The sequence below is a fragment of the Janthinobacterium sp. BHSEK genome (assembly GCF_056174685.1).
The window spans coordinates 256,760-279,620 of the sequence record NZ_JBWBYV010000012.1 but is presented as its reverse complement, the minus strand read 5'-3'; the positions used below and the strand labels follow the sequence as shown (position 1 = coordinate 279,620).

24 protein-coding genes are annotated in these 22,861 nt (G+C 64.8%); 23 read left to right on the top strand and 1 reads right to left on the bottom strand.

The window, feature by feature from the left end:
* Positions 1 to 38 precede the first annotated feature (38 nt).
* From AC0V2Y_RS05930 to AC0V2Y_RS05820, 23 genes are all read left to right on the top strand, one after another.
* A complete protein-coding gene (locus AC0V2Y_RS05930) occupies positions 39 to 1,829 on the top strand; it encodes an ABC transporter permease (protein ID WP_475415543.1) in 1,791 nt (596 codons plus the stop codon).
* Positions 1,830 to 1,849: 20 nt separating this feature from the next.
* Positions 1,850 to 2,923, top strand: a complete 1,074-nt coding sequence (locus tag AC0V2Y_RS05925; protein WP_475415542.1) for an ABC transporter ATP-binding protein — start codon at positions 1,850 to 1,852, stop codon at positions 2,921 to 2,923.
* 776 nt (positions 2,924 to 3,699) lie between these two features.
* Positions 3,700 to 4,461, top strand: coding sequence for a beta-ketoacyl synthase chain length factor (locus tag AC0V2Y_RS05920; RefSeq protein WP_475415541.1), 762 nt, complete (start codon positions 3,700 to 3,702; stop codon positions 4,459 to 4,461).
* On the top strand, positions 4,454 to 5,245 hold the full coding sequence (locus tag AC0V2Y_RS05915) for a lysophospholipid acyltransferase family protein (RefSeq protein WP_475415540.1): 792 nt from the start codon (positions 4,454 to 4,456) through the stop codon (positions 5,243 to 5,245). The genes AC0V2Y_RS05920 and AC0V2Y_RS05915 overlap by 8 nt, the downstream gene beginning before the upstream one ends.
* Positions 5,238 to 5,492, top strand: a complete 255-nt coding sequence (locus tag AC0V2Y_RS05910) for a phosphopantetheine-binding protein (RefSeq protein WP_230541064.1) — start codon at positions 5,238 to 5,240, stop codon at positions 5,490 to 5,492. Before AC0V2Y_RS05915 ends, AC0V2Y_RS05910 begins: the two co-directional genes overlap by 8 nt.
* A 20-nt stretch (positions 5,493 to 5,512) precedes the next feature.
* The gene (locus AC0V2Y_RS05905; protein ID WP_442908084.1) at positions 5,513 to 5,779 is read left to right on the top strand and encodes an acyl carrier protein; all 267 of its coding nucleotides are present in this window, start codon (positions 5,513 to 5,515) and stop codon (positions 5,777 to 5,779) included.
* 3 nt (positions 5,780 to 5,782) lie between these two features.
* Positions 5,783 to 6,328 carry a COG4648 family protein gene (locus tag AC0V2Y_RS05900; RefSeq protein WP_475415539.1) on the top strand — a complete coding sequence of 182 codons (546 nt, stop codon included), beginning with the start codon at positions 5,783 to 5,785 and terminating at the stop codon, positions 6,326 to 6,328.
* Entirely contained in the window at positions 6,321 to 8,138 is a 1,818-nt protein-coding gene (locus AC0V2Y_RS05895; RefSeq protein WP_475415538.1) for an ApeI family dehydratase, read from the top strand. The genes AC0V2Y_RS05900 and AC0V2Y_RS05895 overlap by 8 nt, the downstream gene beginning before the upstream one ends.
* The gene (locus AC0V2Y_RS05890; protein ID WP_475415537.1) at positions 8,132 to 9,220 is read left to right on the top strand and encodes a class I SAM-dependent methyltransferase; all 1,089 of its coding nucleotides are present in this window, start codon (positions 8,132 to 8,134) and stop codon (positions 9,218 to 9,220) included. The genes AC0V2Y_RS05895 and AC0V2Y_RS05890 overlap by 7 nt, the downstream gene beginning before the upstream one ends.
* On the top strand, positions 9,213 to 9,968 hold the full coding sequence (locus AC0V2Y_RS05885) for a glycosyltransferase family 2 protein (RefSeq protein WP_475415536.1): 756 nt from the start codon (positions 9,213 to 9,215) through the stop codon (positions 9,966 to 9,968). The genes AC0V2Y_RS05890 and AC0V2Y_RS05885 overlap by 8 nt, the downstream gene beginning before the upstream one ends.
* Positions 9,965 to 10,936 (top strand): LpxL/LpxP family acyltransferase, encoded by a 972-nt coding sequence (locus AC0V2Y_RS05880; RefSeq protein WP_475415535.1) that lies wholly within the window; start codon positions 9,965 to 9,967, stop codon positions 10,934 to 10,936. The genes AC0V2Y_RS05885 and AC0V2Y_RS05880 overlap by 4 nt, the downstream gene beginning before the upstream one ends.
* Positions 10,923 to 12,491 (top strand): HAL/PAL/TAL family ammonia-lyase, encoded by a 1,569-nt coding sequence (locus AC0V2Y_RS05875; RefSeq protein ID WP_475415534.1) that lies wholly within the window; start codon positions 10,923 to 10,925, stop codon positions 12,489 to 12,491. Before AC0V2Y_RS05880 ends, AC0V2Y_RS05875 begins: the two co-directional genes overlap by 14 nt.
* On the top strand, positions 12,484 to 12,939 hold the full coding sequence (locus AC0V2Y_RS05870) for an acyl-CoA thioesterase (protein ID WP_475415533.1): 456 nt from the start codon (positions 12,484 to 12,486) through the stop codon (positions 12,937 to 12,939). The genes AC0V2Y_RS05875 and AC0V2Y_RS05870 overlap by 8 nt, the downstream gene beginning before the upstream one ends.
* Positions 12,936 to 13,547 (top strand): LolA family protein, encoded by a 612-nt coding sequence (locus AC0V2Y_RS05865; protein ID WP_475415532.1) that lies wholly within the window; start codon positions 12,936 to 12,938, stop codon positions 13,545 to 13,547. Before AC0V2Y_RS05870 ends, AC0V2Y_RS05865 begins: the two co-directional genes overlap by 4 nt.
* A gap of 5 nt (positions 13,548 to 13,552) precedes the next feature.
* Positions 13,553 to 15,937: an MMPL family transporter gene (locus AC0V2Y_RS05860; RefSeq protein WP_475415636.1), complete on the top strand. Its 2,385-nt coding sequence runs from the start codon at positions 13,553 to 13,555 to the stop codon at positions 15,935 to 15,937.
* A complete protein-coding gene (locus tag AC0V2Y_RS05855) occupies positions 15,937 to 16,491 on the top strand; it encodes a DUF3261 domain-containing protein (RefSeq protein ID WP_475415531.1) in 555 nt (184 codons plus the stop codon). The genes AC0V2Y_RS05860 and AC0V2Y_RS05855 overlap by 1 nt, the downstream gene beginning before the upstream one ends.
* A complete protein-coding gene (locus AC0V2Y_RS05850) occupies positions 16,492 to 17,682 on the top strand; it encodes a beta-ketoacyl-ACP synthase (protein ID WP_475415530.1) in 1,191 nt (396 codons plus the stop codon).
* Positions 17,679 to 18,152, top strand: a complete 474-nt coding sequence (locus AC0V2Y_RS05845) for a hotdog family protein (protein WP_034750368.1) — start codon at positions 17,679 to 17,681, stop codon at positions 18,150 to 18,152. The genes AC0V2Y_RS05850 and AC0V2Y_RS05845 overlap by 4 nt, the downstream gene beginning before the upstream one ends.
* A complete protein-coding gene (fabG, locus tag AC0V2Y_RS05840) occupies positions 18,145 to 18,870 on the top strand; it encodes a 3-oxoacyl-ACP reductase FabG (protein WP_475415529.1) in 726 nt (241 codons plus the stop codon). The genes AC0V2Y_RS05845 and fabG overlap by 8 nt, the downstream gene beginning before the upstream one ends.
* Entirely contained in the window at positions 18,867 to 20,099 is a 1,233-nt protein-coding gene (locus AC0V2Y_RS05835; protein WP_475415528.1) for a beta-ketoacyl-ACP synthase, read from the top strand. The genes fabG and AC0V2Y_RS05835 overlap by 4 nt, the downstream gene beginning before the upstream one ends.
* Positions 20,100 to 20,172: 73 nt before the next feature.
* Positions 20,173 to 20,622: an excinuclease ATPase subunit gene (locus tag AC0V2Y_RS05830; protein ID WP_475415527.1), complete on the top strand. Its 450-nt coding sequence runs from the start codon at positions 20,173 to 20,175 to the stop codon at positions 20,620 to 20,622.
* Between the two features lie 103 nt (positions 20,623 to 20,725).
* Complete coding sequence (locus AC0V2Y_RS05825; protein WP_475415526.1) at positions 20,726 to 21,322, top strand: hypothetical protein; 597 nt, start codon at positions 20,726 to 20,728, stop codon at positions 21,320 to 21,322.
* A 133-nt stretch (positions 21,323 to 21,455) separates the two neighbouring features.
* Complete coding sequence (locus tag AC0V2Y_RS05820) at positions 21,456 to 22,079, top strand: 4'-phosphopantetheinyl transferase family protein (protein WP_475415525.1); 624 nt, start codon at positions 21,456 to 21,458, stop codon at positions 22,077 to 22,079.
* Here AC0V2Y_RS05820 and AC0V2Y_RS05815 read toward each other — a convergent pair.
* Complete coding sequence (locus AC0V2Y_RS05815) at positions 22,076 to 22,861, bottom strand: DUF2145 domain-containing protein (RefSeq protein WP_475415524.1); 786 nt, start codon at positions 22,859 to 22,861, stop codon at positions 22,076 to 22,078. The two genes, AC0V2Y_RS05820 and AC0V2Y_RS05815, sit on opposite strands and share 4 nt — an antisense overlap.

The window sequence follows — 22,861 nt, the reverse complement described above, 5'->3', positions numbered from 1 at the left end:
GCGGACGGATGCCGCACCCTTCATTCATTGGATTCATCATGCAAACTGCCATCTTGCCGCTGCCTGCACGGTCGCGCTCTCCCTTGTCTCGCCTGAACTGGCCGCGCGGCGTGGTCGTGGCGATCACGCTGGTCGCCATTTTCCTGCCGCTGTTCCTGATTTTTTACCAGAGCTTTCTGAACGCGCCGTTTTTCATGCCCGTGCGCGAATTCGGCTTTGACTCTTACCGTTTCATCTTCGATGATCCCGATTTCTCCATGGCCTTCAAGAATGGCCTGATGCTCGCCTGCGGCCTGACGGTGATCGCCGTGCCGCTGGGCGGCATGCTGGCCTTCCTGATGGTGCGCACGGATTTGCCGGGCCGCGGCTGGGTGGCGCCCATGCTGCTGGTGCCGATCTTTGTGTCGCCGATGGTGATGGGCTTTGGCTACGTCGTCTCGATGGGCCCCGTGGGTTTCTATTCGATCTGGGCCAAGGAGCTGCTCGGCTTCGTGCCCTGGAATATTTATTCGTTCACCAGCATCGTCATCATCGCCGGCCTGACGCACGTGCCGCACGTCTACCTGTACGCCTCGTCGGCGCTGAAAAGCCTGGGTTCGGACGTGGAGGAGGCGGCCCGCGTGGCCGGCGCCTCGCCGGTGCAGGTGATGCTCAATGTGTCGCTGCCGATGATCATGCCGGCCCTGGCGTATGCGGGCGTGCTGGTGTTCTTCCTCGGCTTCGAGGTGTTCGGCCTGGTGCTGGTGCTCGGTGATCCGGAAGGCCACCTGGTGCTGCCGACCTATCTGTACAAGCTGACGAACAAGCTCGGTACCCCGTCCTACCACCTGATGGCCGCCGTCGCCGTCTGCCTGGTGATGGTGACCATGCCGCTGGTGATGATACAGCGCTGGCTGCTGAAATCGGCCAACAAGTATGTATCGATCAAGGGCAAGGGCGCGCGCAGCAAGGCCATGCCGCTGGGCCGCTGGAAGTGGCTGGCGTTCGCCTTGCTGGCCGGCTGGCTGATCTTCACCATCATCCTGCCGTTGACGGGCATCGTGCTGCGCTCCTTCGTGCAGTACTGGGGCGAGGGCGTGCACCTGGCCGACGTCTTGACCCTGCAGCATTTCCGCGACATTTTCGACCAGCCGTCGCTGGTGCGCGGCATCGTCAACACCATCCTGATCGGCGTCGTCGGCGGCGCGCTGGCCGTGGGCTGCTACAGCTTCATCGCGCTGGCCATGCACCGCAAGGCGGACGGCATCACGCGCCTGCTCGACTACAGCGTGCTGGTGCCGCGCGCCGTGCCGGGCCTCTTGGCAGGCCTGTCGTTCCTGTGGGTGTTCCTGTTCGTGCCGGCCTGGCTCGACGGCATATTGAAAGGCATGGACAACGGCGTGGCCCTGTGGCTGAGCGGCCATGTGATTCCCGTGCTGCGCGAACTGCGCTCGACGATCTTCGCCCTGTGGCTCGCGTATTCGGTGGTGTGGATGGCCTACGGCATGCGCCTCATTTCCACGGCGCTGCTGCAGGTGGGGCCGGAACTGGAAGAGGCGGCGCGCGCCGTCGGCGCCAGCCGCGGCCAGGTGACGCGCGACGTCACCCTGCCGCTGATCAAGTACGGCTTGCTGGGCGCCTGGCTGATGGTGTTCCTGATCTTCGAGCGCGAATATTCGACGGGCGTGTACCTGCTCTCGCCGGGCACGGAAGTGATCGGCGCCATGCTGGTGTCGCTGTGGGCGGGCGGCTCGACCGACCTGGTGGCGGCGCTGTCCTTCATCAATATCACCCTGGTGGCCATCGGCCTGGGCATCGCGCTGCGCTTCGGCGTGAAGTTGCATAACTAATTAGAAAATGAGACCACATCATGAATGAATTGACCGTCAATGAACTGCACCTGGACTACGGCACCGGCGCTGCCGCCAACCAGATCCTGAAGGGTGTCTCGATGCACCTGAAAAAAGGCGAAGTGGTCGCCCTGCTGGGGCCTTCGGGCAGCGGCAAGACCACCTTGCTGCGCGCCGTAGCCGGACTGGAAAGCCCGAAGGCGGGCACGATCCAGATCGGCGAGCGCAATGTCTTCGACGGCGCGCAGCACTTCGAGATGCCGGCCGAGCACCGCAACCTGGGACTGGTGTTCCAGTCGTACGCGCTGTGGCCGCACAAGACCGTGTTCGACAACGTCGCCTATGGCCTCAAATTGCGCAAGATGAGCAGCACGGAAATCGCCGCGCGCATCAAGGAAGTGCTGACGCAGCTGGGCCTGGGGCACCTGGGCGAACGCTATCCGCACCAGCTGTCCGGCGGCCAGCAGCAGCGCGTGGCGATCGCCCGCGCGCTGGTGTACAACCCGCCCGTGATCCTGCTCGACGAACCGCTGTCGAACCTGGACGCCAAGCTGCGCGAGGAAGCGCGCGCCTTCCTGCGCGAGCTGATCGTGCGCCTGGGCTTGTCCGCGCTGATGGTGACGCATGACCAGGGCGAGGCGATGGCCATTTCCGACCGCATCCTGTTGCTCAATAACGGCAAGATCGAGCAGCAGGGCACGCCGCAAAGCATGTATGAAACGCCGGACACCCTGTTTACGGCCGAATTCATGGGCAGCAACAACCGCCTGCCCGGCAAGGTGGTGCAGCGCGACGGCAGCCAGGTGCGCCTGCTGGTCGACGGCGCCTCCATGCAGGGCGTGGCGCGCGGCGCCAACGTGGGCACGCAAGTGACGACGATGATACGCGTCGAGGAAGTGAAGATCAGCGCCACGCAGGTGGACAACGCCATCGAGCTGCCGCTGCTGACGTGCATGTACCTGGGCGACCGCTGGGAATGCCTGTTCGAGCGCGGCGGCGCCGAGAACATCAGCCTGCGCGCGTATTCGCGCCACAAGCTCGAAGCGGGCAAGTACTGGCTGCACATGCCGGCCGATAAACTCTGGGTGTTTTAAGGGTGCCGTGGTGGCCGGGGTCATCTGCCCGCTTCGGCCCCCTTCCTGCATGCGGCGCCTTGCCGCATCGCCAGCGTTGCCCTCGGCACCATGCTCATGTTGGTGCTGGCGGCCACAAGACCTTGCCTCCGGGCGAGCCCATCGCCACGGCCCTTCACGCGGCGCGCATGCCGGTGCCAGTATGGCTGATCGGCCCATTCTTTTCTCATGCTGCCAAAACAGCGCCGCCAGAGTTGAATCTGCCTGCGGGAACTGGCATAAAGCAATCGCTCTGTATTGCCTTTGCTGCGCAGCCGCTTTAATCGCCACCGACGCATGCGGGCGCATTGCCGTCGCCATGTGCTGGCAATATGTGGATAGCGGTTGTTTTGGGTTTTCCGTCTCGGCGGCGCGCGGGGCAATCATGCCCGATGGCCGCGCTTGCCGCGCTGCTGCGCCACACAGCAGGTGTTATCTAAAAACAACGCTCTGAAGGCAGGCATGCGCAGCTTGTTTTACTCATTGATAAAAATACACCGTTTCCTGGAATGCCGGCGGTTTGCGGGAGAGTGCCGATTTCCATTGGTAGATAATGGATGGGAGTGTTACAAATAGTAACTCGAACGGGGTATTCTTTAAAACGTAATTTTTTGTATTTGCATTTAAAAAGTTGCTCCATGGCCATTTATTTTAGTTATTTTTACTTCCTTCGTTTATAATTTGAAAAGAACGCCGGCGGGGCTTTTTGCGCAGTTTTGACGTGAGTTCGCCCTTTTTTTGAGCTCAGGAAAATGTATATGCGCACCGATGGTGTCCGTTTTTCAATTATCAGACATGCCGCCTGGGCGCCAGGCCTGGAAGCACCGGAGCAATGGCAAGCGTGGGCGCAATGCACCTTGCCCGTCGCGCCAATAGCCGTCGCCGGCGAGCCTGGCGTGCGCGCGATGGCGCCGATGCTGCGCCGCCGTGCTGGCCAGTTGGGCAAGATGGCGCTCGAGGTGGCGTACACTTGCCTCGGCGAACAGCGCGATATTCCGCTCGTCTTCTGTTCTCGTCATGGCGAGGTGGCGCGCGCCGTCGAACTGCTGTCGGCGCTGATCCAGGGCGACCCCCTGTCGCCGACGGCGTTCGGCATGGCCGTGCATAACGCCAGCGCCGGTCTGTTTTCCATCGCCCGCGCCGATACGGCGAATCAGTTGGCCATTGCCGCCGGTGCGGCCAGCCTCGAGGCTGCGGTGATCGAGGCGTGCGGCTTGCTGGCCGATGGCGCGGCGCAGGTATTGCTTGTGCTGGCGGAGTGTCCCTTGCCGGATCCATTCGAGGCCTTTGAAGATTGCCATGAGCAGCCGCATGCGTTTGCCTGGCTGCTGCAGGCCGAGGCAGCCCCTGGCGCCGCTTTTAGTTTGACGTGGCGCACCCGCGGCAGCGATGACGCGTTGGCGGTGGGCTCTGGCGGCATGCCTGGCAGCCTGGCCGTGTTGCGATTCATGCTCGGCGGGACCCGCACGTTCGAGCATGCGGCCAACCGCCAGGCATGGCGCTGGAGCCGCCATGCGTAAGCTGGAGGCTGTCCGCACCGGTATCTCGATAGGCTGGCGTACCATCGCGACCGCGGTCAGTTTTGCCGCCTTCGGTCTTGGTGGCTTGCTGCTGCGCGTGCTGGTGTTCCCCGTGCTGCAGGTGCTGGTGTGGCGGCGCGAGACACGCATTGCCTGCGCGCGCGCCATCATCCGCTGGAGTTTTCGCCTGTATATCGGCCTGATGCGTTTTCTTGGTGTGCTGCGCTATGACTTGCGCGGTCTCGACAAGCTGGAACGCGGCGGCTTGCTGATCCTGGCCAATCATCCGACCCTGATCGACACGATTTTCCTGATGGCGTATGTCAAGCAGGCCGATTGCATCGTCAAGTCCGATTTGTGGAATAACCCGTTTACGGGCGGTCCCGTGCGCGCGGCAGGCTATATCAATAACACGGGCGGCGCCGAACTGGTGGACGCCTGCCTGGCATCGCTGGAAAGCGGCAATAACCTGATCATTTTTCCGGAAGGCACGCGCACGCCATGCAGCGGTGAGGTCGTGCTGAAGCGGGGCGCGGCCAATATCGCCGTGCGCGGCCGCCGCGACGTGACGCCCGTGCTGATCCGTTGCCTGCCCAGGACCCTGGGCAAGGGCGAACCATGGTGGCGCGTGCCGGCCCGCCGTGCGCATTTCGAGATCGCCGTGCAGGACGACCTGGCGATCGGCGAGTTTACCGGCGGTGGCGCCAGCGACGTGATGGCGGCGCGTACCTTGACCACTCATTTGCAACATTACTTTAGCGGGAAACAGGAACAACATGCTTGAACAAGAAGTGAAGGAACTGATCATCGAGGCGCTGCAGCTGGAAGACATGAGTGCTGCCGATATCGATACGGATGCGCCCCTGTTTGTCGAGGGCCTGGGACTCGATTCGATCGATGCGCTGGAACTGGGCGTCGCCCTGCAAAAAAAGTACGGCATTTCCCTGTCGGCCGATTCGGCCGATACACGCCGCCACTTTGCCTCGGTACGGGCGCTGGCGGCGCTGGTTGACACTCACAGAAAGAAGTAAGGAGCAGCAAAATGGTAGATATGAGCGCAATGAACCGCGAGGAACTGTACGCATGGGTGGTGCAACTGCTGGCTGAAATGTTCGAACTGGATCCGGCGGCGCTGACGCCGCAGTCGAATCTGTATGCCGAACTCGATATCGACAGCATCGACGCGGTCGATCTGGCCGTCAAGCTGAAGCAGCTGACGGGCAAGCGCCTGCAGCCGGAAGTCTTCAAGACCATTCGCACCATCGACGATGTGGTCGAAGCGTTGCGCGCGATGTCGGTGTCGGAACAGGCGGCATAACGCGTGCTGCTCAATGCCGTCGCGTTGCTGCTGACCGTACTGTATCCGCTGGCGATCTGGTTCGGTTACGGCCAGGTCGAGCCGCGCTGGCTGGCGCTGCTGCTGTTGCTGGCCGTCGCCTGCCGCCTGCCCGCGCTGAAGCTGCAGCGCGCTGCGCGCTGGTCGGTGGTCGCCGCGCTGCTGCTGGCCGCCATCGCCCTGTGGAGCAACCTGCTGTTGCCGCTGAAGTTGTATCCGGTGCTGGTCAACGTCGTCTTGCTGGCCACCTTCGGCTACAGCCTGTGGGCGCCGCCATCCGTGGTGGAGCGCCTGGCGCGCCTGCGCGAGAAGGACTTTCCGCCGGCGGCCGTGCGCTACACGCGCCGCGTGACGCAGGTCTGGTGCGTTTTTTTCATCGTCAATGGCGGCATCGCGCTGGGCACGGCGCTTTGGGCCAGCGAAGCCGTCTGGTCGCTGTACACGGGCGTCGTCGCATACGTCCTGATGGCCCTGTTATTTGGCGGCGAGTATCTCGTCCGCCTGCGTTTTAAACGTTTGCACCATGCCTGAAGCCCTCATGCCGGAAACCCACTCTCCGATCGATTCCCTTGCCCGCCTCGCGCTGTCCATGCTCGACCGCTCGTCGGCCATGCCTGTTGGCTGGCGCGATGGCGCCGCGCTCGATTGCGCCCACTTTGCGGCGCGCATGACCGCCTGGGCCGGCATGCTGGAGCGCCAGCCTGGCCGTCATTTTGCCCTGTACCTCGATGACAGCATCGAGTTTGGCGCCGCCTTGCTGGGCGCCTGGCAGGCAGGCAAGACCATCTGGCTGACGGCCGATACCCTGCCGGTCAGCTGCGCCTCGCTGGCTGCGTCGGTGGACGGGTTCCTGGGGCAGTTCCCGGCCGCGCATGCGCCGCTGCCGCTGCCATCGGACAGCCTTGCCGAGCGTACGTGGATGCAGCTTGCCGACGATTTCCCGGCGCTGGTGGTGTACACATCCGGCAGCACGGGTGCGGCGCAAGCCATCCCGAAAAAACTCTCACAACTGGCCAGCGAGGTGGTCACGCTGGAGCAGCTGTTTGGCGAACACGCCGATGGCGCGGCCGTCGTCGCCACCGTCTCGCACCAGCATATCTACGGCTTGCTGTTCAAGGTCTTGTGGCCGCTGGCTGCCGGGCGTGCCGTGCATGCGCACAGCGTGGATTACCCGGAACAGCTGGCCGCCTTGCTGGCGCGCGGTCCGTGCGTGCTGGCCGCCAGTCCCGCGCACCTGAAACGCCTGCCGGAACACATCGACTGGTCCGGCGCCCGCGCGCAGTTGCGCGCCGTGTTTTCCTCGGGCGGGCCGCTGGCCCTGGACAGCGCGCTGGCGGCGGGGCATTTGCTGGGCCGCGTGCCGCGCGAAATCTATGGCAGCTCGGAGACTGGCGGCGTAGCCTGGCGCCAGCGCGTGCCAGAGCGCCCTGACGACGAGAGCTGGCAGGGTTTTCCCGGCGTGGACTGGCGCCTGCTGGACAACGGCGCGCTGGAAGTGCGTTCGGCGCATCTGGCCGACGAGGGCTGGCTGTGCCTGGCCGACCGCGCGCGCGAAACCGCGCCGGGACGCTTCCAGCTGCTGGGACGCTGCGATCGCATCGTGAAGATCGAGGAAAAGCGCATTTCCCTGAGCGCCATCGAGACGGCCTTGCTGGCCACCCCGCAGGTGGCCGAGGCAAGAGTGCTGCTGTGCGACGCGCCGGCGGGCGAGCGCCAGAAGGTGGCCGCCTTTATTGTCTGCAGCGCAGCCGGCCGCGCGCTGTTCGAGGCAGAAGGCAAGCTGGCCATGAACCGCCGGCTGCAACTGGCGCTCGCTGGACAGGTCGACGCCGTTGCCTTGCCGCGCCGCTGGCGCTACCTGGAACAACTGCCCATCAATGCGCAGGGCAAGACGACGCATGCGCTGCTGCTGGCCCTGTTGGAGAAACCCCGGCTGCCGCATGCGCAGCTGATCGAGCGCTCGGCCGAAGGCGACACGCCACGTCTGCTGTTCGAGCTGCGGGTGCCGGCGAACCTGTTCTATTTCGATGGCCATTTCACGGGCGCGCCCTTGCTGCCTGGCGTGGTGCAGGTGGAGTGGGCGCTGCACTTTGCGCGCCGGTACCTGCACCTGCCCGCGCAGTTCCGCGCCATGCATGCCCTGAAATTCCAGCAGCCGGTGCTGCCGGACCGGCCCGTGCGGCTGGCGCTCGAGTATGACGCGCCCAAGGCCAGCCTGCAGTTTCGTTATCTGTCGGACGTTGGCCAGCATGCCAGTGGCCGCATCCTGTTTCACCCGAATGCCGCTGCCGTTTCCGGTGGCTGCGCCGATACACCCACTCCAGCAGCGAGCGCATGTTAGATAAAAAATTCTCACCCGAACGCCAGACCGCCTTTGCCGCCCGTTTCGAGGCGCAAAAAATCGCTTTCGGCCCCGTCGTCTTTCAATGCGTGCGCTATGCCTGGAAGCGCGGCATGCTGCAGGCGTTGGCCGACACGGGCCACAGCGGCCTGACGATTGCCGACATGGCCGCCAGCGGCCGCTGGACGGAGTATGCGTTGAAGGTGGCGCTCGAATCGTGCCTGTCGGCCGGCGTCGTCTCGCTGCGCGATGGCGCGTATGTGCTCGATAAGGTCGGTTTTTGCATGCTGACGGACAGCATCACCCAGGTCAACCTGGACTTTATGCACGACGTCTGCTATCAGGGCTTGTTCGACCTGGACCGTTCGCTCGACGCCGAGCAGCCGCTGGGACTGGCCGCGCTGGGCGACTGGCCCACCCTGTACCAAGGCCTGTCGGCCCTTTCGGAGCCGGCCAAGGGCAGCTGGTTCGCCTTCGATCACCATTATTCGGATACGTCCTTCCCGGAGATATTCCCGGATGTCTTCGCCACGGCGCCGCACCGCATCATGGACATCGGCGCCAATACGGGCAAGTTTGCCAGCGCCGCACTGGCCTACCATGCGGGCGTGGAATTGCATCTGGTTGACCTGGAGCGCCAACTGGCGGTAGCCGACCGGACCCTGACCGATGCGGGCGTGCGCGAGCGCGCCCACTTGCACGCCTGCGACCTGCTCGACGATGCGGCGCCGCTGCCGGCCGGCATGGACTTGATCTGGATGAGCCAATTCCTCAGCTGTTTTTCCGAGCCGGCGATTGCCAGCATCCTGCGCCGCGTGGCGCAGGCGCTGGGCCCGAACGGCCAGGTGCTGATCATGGATACCTTCTGGGACCGCCAGCAGTACGATATCGCCGCCTACTGCCTGATCAATACTTCGCCGTACTTCACGGCCATGGCCAGTGGGAACAGCAAGATTTACCAGAGCACCGACTATATCCGCCTGGCGCAAGAGGCCGGCCTGGAATTGCTGACCACGCGCGATGGCATCGGCTATTGCCACTCGCTGCTGCGTTTCGGCCGCGCCGGAGCCCGCAGTGACTGAAGTGCGTTTTCGCCCCTGCATCGTGATCCCCGTGTTCAACCATGAACAGGCGATCGGCGCCGTGGTGCGGCGCCTGCTGCCGCATGGCGTGCCGCTGATCCTCGTTGATGATGGCAGCGCCGACGCCGGCGCGCGCACCCTGGATGCGCTGGCCGCCGAGCACCCGTCGCGCGTGACCTTGCTGCGCCATGCGCATAACCAGGGCAAGGGCGGGGCGGTGCTGACCGGCTGCCGCCACGCGCATGCGCACGGCTACAGCCATGCGCTGCAGATCGATGCCGACGGGCAGCACGAGACGGACGATGTGCCGCGCTTCCTGGCGCAGGCGCAGGCCACGCCGACGGCGGTGGTGGTCGGCTACCCCGTGTACGACGCCTCGGTGCCGAAGGCGCGCTATTACGGCCGCTATGCCACGCATATCTGGGTATGGATCAATACCCTGTCGCTGCAGATCCGCGACTCCATGTGCGGTTTCCGCGTCTATCCGCTGGCGCCGTTGGCAGCCCTGGCGGAGAGGCGCCAGCTGGGCCTGCGCATGAATTTCGACACCGATGTGCTGGTGCGCCTGTACTGGGATGGCCTGGAGATGGCGAATCTGTCCACGAAAGTCGGCTATCCCACCGACGGCGTCTCGCATTTCCAGCTGTGGCGCGACAACGTGCTCATTTCGCGCATGCACGCGCGTCTGTTTTTCGGCATGCTGTGGCGCGCACCGCGCCTGCTGGCCCGCCACTGGCGCACGCGATGACGGCGGCACCGCAACATCCGCGCGGACACTGGTCCGGATTCAATGAAGTCAGCTTCGTGGCCGGCATGCGCCTGCTGTTCTGGATCTGCCGCGTCTTCGGCCGCTGGCCTTTCCGTATCGTGCTGTATCCGGTGCTGGCCTGGTACGTGCTGACGAATGCCCGTGCGCGCCGCGTCTCGCGCAGCTATCTGCGCCGCGTCGCGGCCTGCAGCGGCCCGGCAAACCTGAGCGTGCTGCGGCACTTCGCCGCGTTTGCCGAAACCATCCTCGACAAGATGCTGCTATGGGGTGGCCTGTACGACACGCGTAGCGTGAGCCTGTACGGCGTCGAGGGCGAAGCTGGCGTCAACCGCTGCCTGGACGAGGGGCGCGGCGCCTTGCTGATCTGCGCCCACCTGGGCAACCTGGATTTGTGCCGCGTACTGTCGCAGCGCAATCCGCGCCTGAAGCTGACGGTGCTCGTGCACACGCGCCATGCGCCGGCGTTCAACCGCATGCTGGAGCGCCTCAATCCGGACAGCCAGCTCAATCTGATGCAGGTGACGGAAATCACGCCTGCCACGGCCATGCTGCTGGCGGAAAAGGTGGCGCAGGGCGAGTTCGTGGTGATCGCCGGCGACCGCGTGCCCGTCTCGCCGCAGCCGCGCGTGGCCGTGGTGCCGTTCCTGGGCCAGGCGGCCGCGTTTCCGATCGGTCCGTATGTGCTGGCCAGCGTGCTGCAATGCCCCGTGTATTTGCTGTTTTCCATGCGCATCGGCCAGCGCTCGGAAATCCATTTCGAACTGTTCCGCCAGTCGCTGCACCTGCCGCGCAAGGCACGCGAGGCGATGCTGGCCGAACTGGCGGCCGCCTATGCGGCGCGCCTGCAGCACCATTGCCTGCGCGCGCCGCTCGAATGGTTCAACTTCTACGATTTTTGGCAACTCCCCGATACTTCAAGATTGGATACTCCCGATGCACCTCGCTGACCTGAAAAACACCCGGCGCGCCGTCCGCTTCGACCGCGAACGCCTGCGCATCGAAGACATTACCGACATCGCGCATGGCCGGGCCAGCGCCGAACTGTCCAGCGACCCCGTTTTTCTGGCGGCGATCGCGCGCGGCGCCGATTTCCTCGATCGCCTGCTGCGCGAGGACGGCACCATCTATGGCGTGACCACGGGCTACGGCGATTCCTGCACCGTGACCGTGCCGCCGGAACTGGTGGCCGAGCTGCCGCACCACCTGTACACCTATCACGGCTGCGGCCTGGGCGAATTCTTCACGCCGGCGCAGACGCGCGCCATCATGGCGACGCGCCTGGCGTCGCTCTCCAAGGGTTTTTCCGGCGTCAGCGTGGCACTGCTGACGCAGATCGCGCGCCTGCTCGATGCGGGCCTGCTGCCGTTGATCCCGTCGGAAGGCTCGGTCGGCGCCAGCGGCGACCTGACGCCGCTGTCCTACCTGGCGGCGGTGCTGTGCGGCGAACGCGAAGTCTGGCGCGACGGGATACAGGTGCCGGCGGAACAGGCGCTGCGCGAAGCGGGCATCACGCCGCTGCACCTGCGTCCGAAGGAAGGCCTGGCGATCATGAACGGCACGGCCGTCATGACGGCGCTGGCCTGCCTGGCGTATGAGCGCGCCGAGTATCTGACGCGCCTGACGACGCGCATCACGGCCATGGCCTCGTTTGCGCTCGATGGCAACGCGCACCACTTCGATGAAACCCTGTTCTCCGTCAAGCCGCATCCCGGCATGCAGCAAGTGGCGGCCTGGCTGCGCGCCGATCTGCCCACCGATAGCTGGGAACGCAACGGCAAGCGGCTGCAGGACCGCTATTCGATCCGCTGCGCGCCGCACGTGATCGGCGTGCTGGCCGACGCCTTGCCGTGGCTGCGTTCGTCGATCGAGAATGAACTCAATAGCGCCAACGACAATCCCATCATCGACGCCGAAGGCGAGCGCGTGCTGCATGGCGGGCATTTCTACGGCGGCCATATCGCCTTCGCCATGGACAGCATGAAGAACACGGTGGCCAACCTGGCCGACTTGCTGGACCGCCAGATGGCCTTGCTGGTCGACAGCCGCTACAACCAGGGCTTGCCGGCCAACCTGTCGGGCGCCACCGGCCCGCGCGCGGCCATCAACCACGGCCTGAAGGCATTGCAGATCAGCGCCTCCGCCTGGACGGCCGAAGCGCTGAAGCTGACCATGCCTGCCTCGGTTTTTTCACGTTCGACCGAATGCCATAACCAGGACAAGGTCAGCATGGGCACCATCGCCGCACGCGATTGCCTGCGCGTGCTGGAACTGTGCGAGCAGGTCGCCGCGGCCCTGCTGATTACCGTGCGCCAGGGCGTCTGGCTGCGTTGCAAGGTCAATCCCGACGTGCAGCCGCAAGCGGCGCTGGCGGCGATGATGGAGGCGCTGACCGCCGATATCGCGCCCGTCGAGGAAGACCGCCGGCTCGATCCGGACCTGCGCGTGCTGCTCGAACGCATGCGCGCACAAGCCTGGCCACTGTACGGAGCCGGGCATGACTGAGACGCATAAGGTGCGCGGCAGGAAAGCCGCACCCAGCCGTTGGCACGCCGAAGTGGAGATGCAGGTGCAGTTCTTCGACCTCGACCCGATGGAGATCGTCTGGCATGGCCGCTACGTGAAATACCTCGAAGTGGTGCGCTGCGCGCTGCTCGACAGCATCGGCTACAACTACGTCGACATGAAAGCGTCCGGCTATGCCTGGCCCGTGATCGACATGCACTTGCGCTATGTGGCGCCGGCCACCTTTGGCCAGCGCCTGACCCTGCGCGCCGACCTGGTGGAGTGGGAAGACCGCCTGAAGATCGAGTACCTGGTCAGCGACAGCGCGACGGGCAAGCGCCTGAACCGCGCCAGCACGACGCAGGTGGCCGTCGATATCGCCAGCGGCGAGATGTGCTTTGCCTCGCCGCCCGTACTGTTTGAAAAACTGGGATTGAAGTCCGCATGAAAAAACAACTCAAAATCCTGCTGGCGGGCGTGTGCCTGCTGGCGATGGCGCCGCTGCACGCGGCCGCGCCGGTGGCGAAGATCGAGGCCATGCTGGCCAAGCCGCAGCAGCTGTGCGGCCGCTTCGATCAGAGCAAGCAGCTGGCCGGCATGAAGAAGGCGCTGGCGTCGAATGGCCGCTTTTGCGTGGTGGCGGGCAAGGGCGTCTTGTGGCGCACCTTGCATCCGTTTCCCAATACATTGCGGCTGACGCGCGACGAGATCGTGCATTTCCAGGGCGAGCGCGTGGCCATGCGCCTGGACGCGAAGACGGAACCGGTGGTCAAGATGATCAACAGCGTGCTGTTTTCGCTGCTGGCCGGCGACCTGGCGCAGCTCGATACCTTGTTTGAAGTCGACGGCAGCATCGACGGCGCGACCTGGCAGGTGGCGCTGAAGGCGCGCCAGCCGGCGCTGGCCAAGGCCATCGGCAGCATCCGCCTCGATGGCGGCGCCTTCGTGAAAAACATCAGCATCAGCGAGGCGAGCGGCGACCGTACGAGCATCGTGTTCTCGGCGATTGAGACGGGACCCGCTGCCATCACGGCGCAAGAGGCGGCTCTGTTTTGAATTCCCTGACGAACCGCGGCCGCAACGCCGGGCGCCTGCTGGCCATCGCCTGGGCGCTGGTGGTGGCGCTGCTGCTGGCGCATAACGCCTATCTGTGGCTGGGCAAGCGCATCGCGCCGGAAACCGACATCCTGGCCTTGCTGCCGGTGCAGGAGCGCGATCCGGTGCTGCAGGCGTCGTTTACGCACATGGTCGACGCGGCGCAGCAGCGCGTAGTGGTGCTGGTCGGCGCGCCCGACTGGGCCGATGCGAAGCGAGCGGCCGATGCCTACAGCGCCGTGCTGGCGCGCCATGCGGGCCTGTTCCGGTCCACGCCGCTCGACGAGCAGACGCAGAACGACTGGCTGGCGTTGTTCCAGCAGCACCGGTTGACCTTGCTGACGGCGTCGCAGGAAACGCAGCTGCGCCAGGAATCACCCGCGTTTTGGCGTGATTCGGCGTTGAGTCAGCTCTACAGTCCTTTCGGCGGGCCGAAACTTGGCGCCTGGCAGGACGATCCCTTTGGCCTGTTCGGCGGCTGGGTGCAGGAGCGCGCACAGGAAACGCCCGTGCGTCCGCGCGACGGCCATTTGTTCGTCGCCGACGGCGAGCGCCAGTATGTGCTGCTGCCGATGACCTTGAGCCTGCCCGCCTTTTCGCTGGGTGCGCAGGAAAGCGTGTTGCCCGCGCTGGCACAAGCCGAAGCGGCGGCGCGGCAGGCCATGCCTGGCGTGGAAATCATCAGCGCGGGCGTGATCCTGCATGCGGCGGCCGCCAGCAGCCAGGCGGCAGGCGAAATGTCGACCATCGGCCTGGGGTCTCTGGCCGGCATCATCCTGCTGACGTGGTTCACCTTCCGCTCGTTCAAGCCGATCTCGCTGATCCTGCTGTCGATCAGCATCGGCTGCCTGGGTTCCCTGTCCGTGTGCTGGCTGCTGTTTGGCAAAATACACCTGATGACATTGGTCTTTGGCGCCAGCCTGATTGGCGTGGCGCAGGACTACGGGATTTATTTCCTGTGCAACCGCCTGGGCGCCGATCCGGCGCTCGATTCGCGCACCTTGCTGCGCCGTTTGCTGCCGGGCCTGTGCCTGACCCTGCTGGCCGCCGTCATCGGCTACATGGGTCTGGCTCTGACGCCATTTCCCGGCTTGCGCCATATGGCCGTATTTTCCGCCCTGGGCCTGGTGTTTGCCTGGCTGACGGTGGTGTTCTGGTTCCCCGCGCTGGTCAAAGGCGGCACCTTGAAGAGCGGCGCGCTGGTCAAACAGTATGGCGTGGCGCGCGCGCGCTGGCCGTTGTTGCGGGCCAACCGCGCCACCCTGGTGGGCGGCGTGCTGTTTGCCCTGTTTGCGCTCTTCGGCATCAGCCGCCTGGACGTTAATGACGATATCCGCTTGCTGCAAACGCCGCCCGCGCACCTGATACGCGACCAGATCAAATTGAGCAAATTGCTCGATGGCCCCACTCCGGTGCAGTTCTACCTGGTGCGCGGCGACAGCGCGGAAGCCGTGCTGCAGCGCGAGGAAACGTTGAAACAGCGCCTGCTGCCGCTGATCGCACAAAAGCACATCAGCGGCTACCAGGCCATGTCGAACTGGGTGCCCTCGCTGCAGACGCAGGCGGCGCGGCGCACGCTGCTCGAGACGGCCATCCTGCAGCCGGGTGCCGCGCTCGACTTGCTGGCGCAGTCCGTCGACGAAGGCCCCGAGTGGGCCGGCAAGGTGCGCGCGCAACTGGCGCAAGCCGGTGCGCCGCTGTCGATCGACGCCTTCCTGAAGGTGCCGGCCAGCGAGCCATGGCGCCACCTGTGGCTGGGCAAGGTCGAAGGCGGCTATGCCTCCATCGTCGCCTTGCGCGGCATGCAGTATGCGGCCATTCCCCTGCTGGCGCAGGCGGGCGAGGGCATGCCCGGGGTGCAGTGGGTCGACAAGGTGAGTGAAATTTCCTCGGTGCTGGGCCGTTACCGCGTCTATATGGGCGCCGTGGTGCTGGGCGCCTACCTGGTGGTCTTCGGCTTGCTGCTGCCCCGTTACCGGCGCCGCACCTGGCGCGTACTGGCGCCCACGGCCCTGGCCAGCGTGGCGGTCCTGGCCTTGCTCGGCTATTTGAACCTGCCGCTACAGCTGTTCCACGTGCTCGCACTGATGCTGCTGCTGGGCGTGGGCGTCGATTACGGCATCTTCATGCAGGAGCACCCTGACCGCAGCAACGATACGCCATGGCTGGCCGTGGGTCTGTCGGCGGCGAATACCATTCTGTCTTTCGGCTTGCTGGCCCTGAGCAAGACGGCTGCATTGCAGGCATTTGGCCTGACCATGCTGATCGGCACGGCGCTGGTATGGCTGCTGTCGCCGTGCTTTGCCGAAGCCGATAACCGTAGCGCGGCTGATGCCGCAGGAGAAATCTGATGTTTTTGCACTGTCAACGATGGGCGCCGGCATTGCTGCTGGCGCTTGCGGGCTGCGCCAGCATGCCGCCTTCGGCACCCGCGCGCCTTGGCCTGAAACTGGCGCCGCGGGCGCTGGGTGCCACGGTCAGCGTGCAGCAGCACCTGGTAGTCGAACGGGCGGGGCGCATCGATGAACTCGATGCGGCGCTGGAGGTGGAGCCGTCGCATCTCGATCTGGTGGGACTGGCGTTTGGCCAGCGCGTGCTATCACTGCATTTCGACGGCAAGGACATGACGTCATGGCGCCACCTGATGCTGCCGGCGCAGGTGCGCGCCGAGGACGTGCTGGAAGACATGCAGCTGACCCTGTGGCCGCGCGAGGCGATCGCGCAAGCCCTGCCGGCCGGCTGGCGCATCGAGGACAGCGGCCTGCGGCGCACCCTGTTCCTGCATGACGAGGCGGTGACGGTGATCGACTACAGCGGCATGCCGCGCTGGAGCGGTACGGTGGTGCTCGACAACCTGCGCTACCGCTATCGCCTGACGATACAGAATGCTCCGGAAGGAAGTTGAATGACTGGCTTGACTGTGTACCTGAATGACTGCGGCATCGTCTGCGCGCTGGGCGCCAGCCGCGAAGAGGTGCGTGCGCGCCTGTTTGCCGCGGATAGCGGTGTGGTACCCGTCGATACCTACACCCCGGGGCGCTTGCTGTCGCTGGGCGTGGTCGATGCGGCCTTGCCATCGGCGGCGCATCACTGCATCGCCGCGCGCAGCCGCAATAACCGGATGGCGCTGGCGGCGCTGGCGCAGATCCGCCCGGCCGTGGAGCAGTCCATCACCCGCTACGGCGCGGACCGCGTGGCCGTGGTGATCGGCACGAGTACTTCGGGCATTGCAGAGACGGAAGGCGCGATCGGCCGGCATATGGCGGGCGACGGCTTGCCTGGCACCTTCCACTATGGCCAGCAGGAGATGGCGTCGCCGGCATTGATGCTGGCCGAGGAACTGGGTATCGACGGACCGGCCCTCGTGCATTCGAGCGCCTGTTCGTCGAGCGCGAAGGCGATGGCCAGTGCGGCGCGCATGATCCGCATGGGCCTGTGCGACGCCGTGCTGACGGGAGGCGTCGATACCCTGTGCGGCTTTACCGTGGCCGGTTTCTCCGCTCTGGCGTCTGTCAGCGCGCGGCGTTGCAACCCACTGGGCGCGAACCGCGACGGCATCAATATCGGCGAGGGCGCTGCCCTGTTCCTGATGACGGCGCAACCTGCCAGTGTGGCCTTGCGCGGCTGGGGCGAGTCGTCCGATGGCCACCACATGTCGGCGCCGGATCCCGCAGGCGGCGGCGCGCGGCTGGCCATCGCCCAGGCACTCGCGCGCGCGGGCGTCACGGCATCGGAAATCGATTATGTGAACCTGCATGGCACGGCCACGCCGCAGAACGATGCGATGGAAGCGCGCGTAGTGTCCGACCTGTTCGGCGCCACGGCGATGAGCAGCTCCACCAAGCCGCTGACAGGCCATGCGCTGGGCGCGGCGGCGGCCATCGAGGCGGCGCTGTGCTGGCTGGCGATGCAGGACGATAACGCCGAGGGCTTGCTGCCGCCGCACCTGTGGGATGGCGTGCCTGACGAATCGCTGCCGCCGCTGCGCCTGGCCTTGCCCGGCGCGCGACTGGGGCGTCCGCTCGACTGGGCACTGAGCAATTCGTTTGCCTTCGGCGGCTCGAACGCCGCCCTGCTGTTCGGGAGGGGAGCATGAGTTTTCCACCTATTCGCGAGCTGGTGCCCCATTCCGGCGCCATGGTGCTGCTCGACCGGGTGTTGTCGGCCGATGCGGAAAACCTGTGCGCCGAAGTGGCCATCCATGCCGGCAGCGTGTTTTATGACGCGCCGTCGGCAGGAGTGGGCAGCTGGGTCGGCATCGAATACATGGCGCAGGCGATCGCCGCGCACGCGGGCTACCTGGCGCGGCTGGCCGGCGCGCCCGTGAAGATCGGTTTTTTGCTGGGGGCGCGGCGCTACGAAGCGCAGTTGCCCCTGTTTGTGGATGGCAGCGTGCTGCAGGTGCATGTGCAGCAGGCCTTGCAGGGCGAGAATGGACTGGGCGCGTTCGAGTGCCGTATCGAGATGGCAGGCGCCGTGCTGGCGCAGGCGACGATTACGGTATTCCAGCCCGAGGATGCAAAGCAATTTCTGCAGGAGAGTATGAATGGAGCGCAGCATGAGTAAAAGTGTATTGGTGACGGGATCGTCGCGCGGCATCGGCAAGGCTATCGCCTTGCGGCTGGCGCGCGACGGTTTTGACGTGGTGCTGCATTGCCGCAGCGCGCGCGGCGAAGCCGACGCGGTGGCGCAGCAGGTACAGGCTATGGGACGCGCGGTGCGCGTGCTGCAGTTCGATATCGGCGACCGTGCCGCGGCTGCCGCCGCGCTGGAAGCGGACATCGTCGAACATGGCTGCTATTACGGCGTCGTGTGCAACGCCGGCGTGGCGCGCGACAATGCGTTTCCCGCCATGTCGGGCGAAGACTGGGATATCGTCCTGCAGACCAACCTCGATGGTTTCTATAATGTGCTGAACCCTCTGGTGATGCCGATGGTACAGCGCCGCAAACCGGGGCGCATCGTCACCATGGCGTCCGTTTCCGGCCTGATCGGCAACCGGGGACAAGTCAATTACAGCGCCGCCAAGGCCGGCATCATCGGCGCCACCAAGGCGCTGGCGCTGGAACTGGCCAAGCGCGCCATCACCGTCAACTGCGTGGCGCCGGGCCTGATCGAGACGGACATGATCAGCGAGGTGCCGCTCGACGAAGCGTTGAAGATGATTCCCGCACGCAGAGTCGGCACGCCGGAAGAGGTGGCCGCCGCCGTCAGTTTTCTCGTCGGCGAGGAAGCGGGCTATATCACGCGTCAGGTCATTTCCGTCAATGGAGGCATGGCATGAGCCGCCGGGTAGTCGTGACCGGCATGGCCGGCATCAGCCCGATCGGCAATGACTGGCTGGCCATCCGCCAGCGCCTGGGCGAGTACCGCAACGCCGTCGTGCGCATGGACGAATGGGCCGACTACGAAGGCTTGAATACCCAGCTGGGTGCACCGGCCGCGCCGTTCGCGCTGACGGACCGCTACAACCGCAAGGCCATGCGCAGCATGGGACGCATCGCGCTGATGGCCACGCGCGCCAGCGAATTGGCGCTGGAACACGCGGGCCTGGCCGGACACCCCGTGGTCAAAGGCGGGCAGATGGGCATTTCCTTCGGTTCGTCCGCCGGCACGCCCAGCGCCATCGGCGACTTTGGCCGCATGATGGAAGAGCGCACCACCAAGGGCATCAACGCCACCACCTACATCAAGATGATGGCGCACACGGCGCCCGTCAACATCGGCGTGTTTTTCGGCGTCACGGGAAGGGTGATTACCACCTCGAGCGCCTGCACCTCGGGCAGCCAGGGCATCGGCTATGCCTACGAGGCGATCGCCGGCGGCAAGCAGCTGGCGATGATCGCCGGCGGCGCCGAGGAGCTGTGCGCCACCGAGGCGGCCGTCTTCGACACCCTGTTCGCCACCAGCACGCGCAATGACGACGGCCACACGACGCCGCGCCCGTTCGACGCCAGCCGCGATGGCCTGGTCATCGGCGAGGGCGCCGGCTGCCTGATCCTGGAAGAATTCGAGCACGCGCAGGCGCGCGGCGCCGCCATCCACGCGGAACTGGTGGGCTTCGGCACGAACAGCGATGGCTGCCACGTGACCCAGCCCAACGCCGCCACCATGCGCCAGGCGATGCTGCTGGCGCTGGCCGACGCGGGACTGCAGCCGTCCGACATCGGCTACATCAACGCGCACGGCACCGGCACGCAGCAGGGCGATATCGCCGAATCGCAAGCCACGTTCGAGGTGTTTGGCGCGCATACCCCTATCAGCTCCCTGAAGAGCTACATGGGCCACACCCTGGGCGCCTGCGGCGCGCTGGAAGCGTGGATCAGCATCGAGATGATGCGCGAAGGCTGGTTTGCCCCCACCATCAATTTGCAGCAGGTCGACCCGCAATGCGCGCCGCTCGACTACATCGCCGGCGAAGGCCGGGCTATCGAATGCGAGTATGTGATGTCGAATAATTTTGCCTTTGGCGGCATTAACACGTCGCTCATCTTCAAGCGTTACCGGCCGTGAAGTCCGTTTGTTCTGGCGCAATTGGCAAGTGTGGCTCCTTTTTTACTATCTTTAACTTATCGAGGAAAACAGCATGAAAAAAATGATGATCCTGGCGTCAATGAGTGCAGCGCTGACGGTTATCTTGCCGGCACAGGCAGGCGATACCAAACACATGATGCCGATCGCCAATGCGATGTCCGCCAACGATGCCCAGGCCCGGCTTGGCGATACCGTCAAATTCTACTTTGGCGACCAGGCAACGCCCCCGATTGCCACGCGCATCAGCAGCGACAAGACGAGCCAGAAAACCAATGGCGTCGGAAAATCGGCAGAAACCTCGTGCAACTGGGCCTTCCTGTCCGCCATGCTGGCACTGCAAAAGCGCGCCCAGTCGGTGGGCGCCGATGCCGTCGTCAATATCGTCAGCAATTACAAAAACATCGAAAATTCCAGCGCCACGGAATTCGAGTGCCACGAAGGCACGATGATGACGGGCGTGGCCTTGAAGGGTGAGTTCGTGAAGTTGAAGGCAAGTAAGTAAGCAGCAAAGAAGTAGCAGGGAAATCGTCCATATCGGTAACCGGCGCCCGCTTGCAGGAAGGCTGGCGCCTGGAAGCCATTCCAATAAAAAGTAGAAAGAGAATATGCAAAAAGTATCGAAAACTGTCGTCCTGGCTGGCGCGTTGCTGGCATTGACCATGTTGCAAGGCTGTGCCACGCGCATCAAGGCATCGTCGACGGCCAATCCGCCGCCGAGCGAGGCTTTCTCGTCGTTTGGCCGCATTGAAGTCAAGTCAACAGTCTTTGCCGAAGGCTACAAGGGCAACCAGGCCGCCATGGCGAAAATCGACGAGAATATCCGCAAGGACCTGGCCGAATCGCTGACCAGCTGGAATGCCGCCCCGGCCAATGGCCGCGTGCTGATCATCGAGCCTATCGTCGAAGAAATCCAGTTCAAGAGCGGCGCCAAGCGCGTATTCCTGGGACCATTGGCCGGCAGCTCCGGCGTGCGCATGCGCGTCATGATCCGCGACAACAAGGGCGCCCTGGTCGCGACGCCAGAGTTCTTCCAGCGCGCCGACGCGATGGCGGCCGGATTCACGTTTGGCGTGCACGATAACCTGATGCTGACCCGCATCGCCAACCTGACCAGCGCTTACATCAAGGCCAACTATGTACGTGCCGAAGGCGGCCCGACTGGCGCCGACAATAAAGCGGTCGAAGCAGCAATGACGAACTAAGATGGGCGCGGCGCGCAAGCGCCAGCAGACCTGCTGAGAATGGCAGCGCCGGGCAACCGCGCTGCCATTTTTTTTACCACATGCATGCTGGCAATTTGTGGCAGACTGCGCCTTTACGTATCCAAATATTGTCATGCCACCAGCTTTCCCCGGTAACGGCGCCAGCATCTGGCTGCTCGATTCCCGCAGCATTGATCTTGCGGAGATCAGCCAATATGAAACGTGGCTGGGTGCGACGGAAGCGGCCCGTTATGCGCGGTTTGCGCGGCCGCTGCGGCGGCGCCAGTTCCTGCTCGGGCGCGCCTTGCTGCGAACGGCCATGGGACGGATGCTGGGGCTGTCTCCGGCGGCCATCGCGCTCGAGGAGCGTCCGGGCCAGGCGCCGCGGCTGCTGGCGCCCGCCGGCGGTCCCTACTTCAGTATTTCGCACAGCGGCCACTGGATCGCCTGCGCGCTGAGCGGTACTACGCGGCTGGGACTTGATATTGAGTTGCGCGACCCGCGGCGCGACGTGCTGGCGCTGGCGCGCCAGGCGTTTGGCGCGGCTGTGACCGCCGAGCTGGAAGGCTTGCCAGCGGATGAGCGGCTGGCGCTGTTCTGCCAGCGCTGGAGCGAGGCGGAGGCGCGCTACAAGCTGGGCATGGATGCGGCAAGCTGCGTGACCTTGGCGCATGCCGAGCTGTCCATCGTGCTGTGCAGCGCGGCGCCGCTGGCGCAGGCGCCCGACTTGTTATTGTCCGGCCTGACGCCAGACTAATTCCCCCGCACGACGATCTCCTGCACCTGCGGCTCGCGCTGGCGCATGAAGCGCACGATGGAGTCGACGGTGACGACGTCGATCTGGCGCGTCATGCGGCGCTCGAACGGGTGGTCGTCGAAGGCGATATTGGCGCGGAACATGCGCGCGCCCAGGCGCGTGGCGGCGGGGATGCTCAGCGTCTGCGGCGCGTAGCTGGCGCTGCGCAGCCAGCCTTGCGCTTCGGCGCGCGTCTCGATCTTGCCGGGTTCGTTGCTGGCGGCGGCCAGGGTTTCCAGCACCCACTGGTTCGAATTCTGGTACTTGGTGGAAAACGGGTAGGCCAGCATATTGTAGTGCGCTTCATGCAGGCGCTTGGGCGTGTTGCTGGTCAGCAGGCGCGCCAGTTGCTGCTGCGTATCCTGGGTCGGAATCAGGATCAGGGTTTCATACATGAACACATCGTCCATGAAGAAATTGCCCAAGCCTTCGTTGTACAGCGACGATTGCGCCGTGCCGCATTCATTGAGTTCATGCACCACCAGCCAGCGGCCCTTCGGATGGTCGCGCCAGGCCAGCGCCATGTGCGAATAGCGCAAATGGTATTTCGACAGGTCCTGGCCGGCGCGCGCCAGCAGCGCCACCTGCGCGCCCGAAGCGTCGAGCGCCTGCAGGGTCTTTTGCGCCAGGTCCATCGATTTGACGAGGGTGGTCGCATCCGTTTGCTTTTCCTCGCACGAGCGCCCCGCATGGGCGGCACCGGCCAGGGCCAGGCTGAGAACAATGAGGGTAAGGCGTTTCAT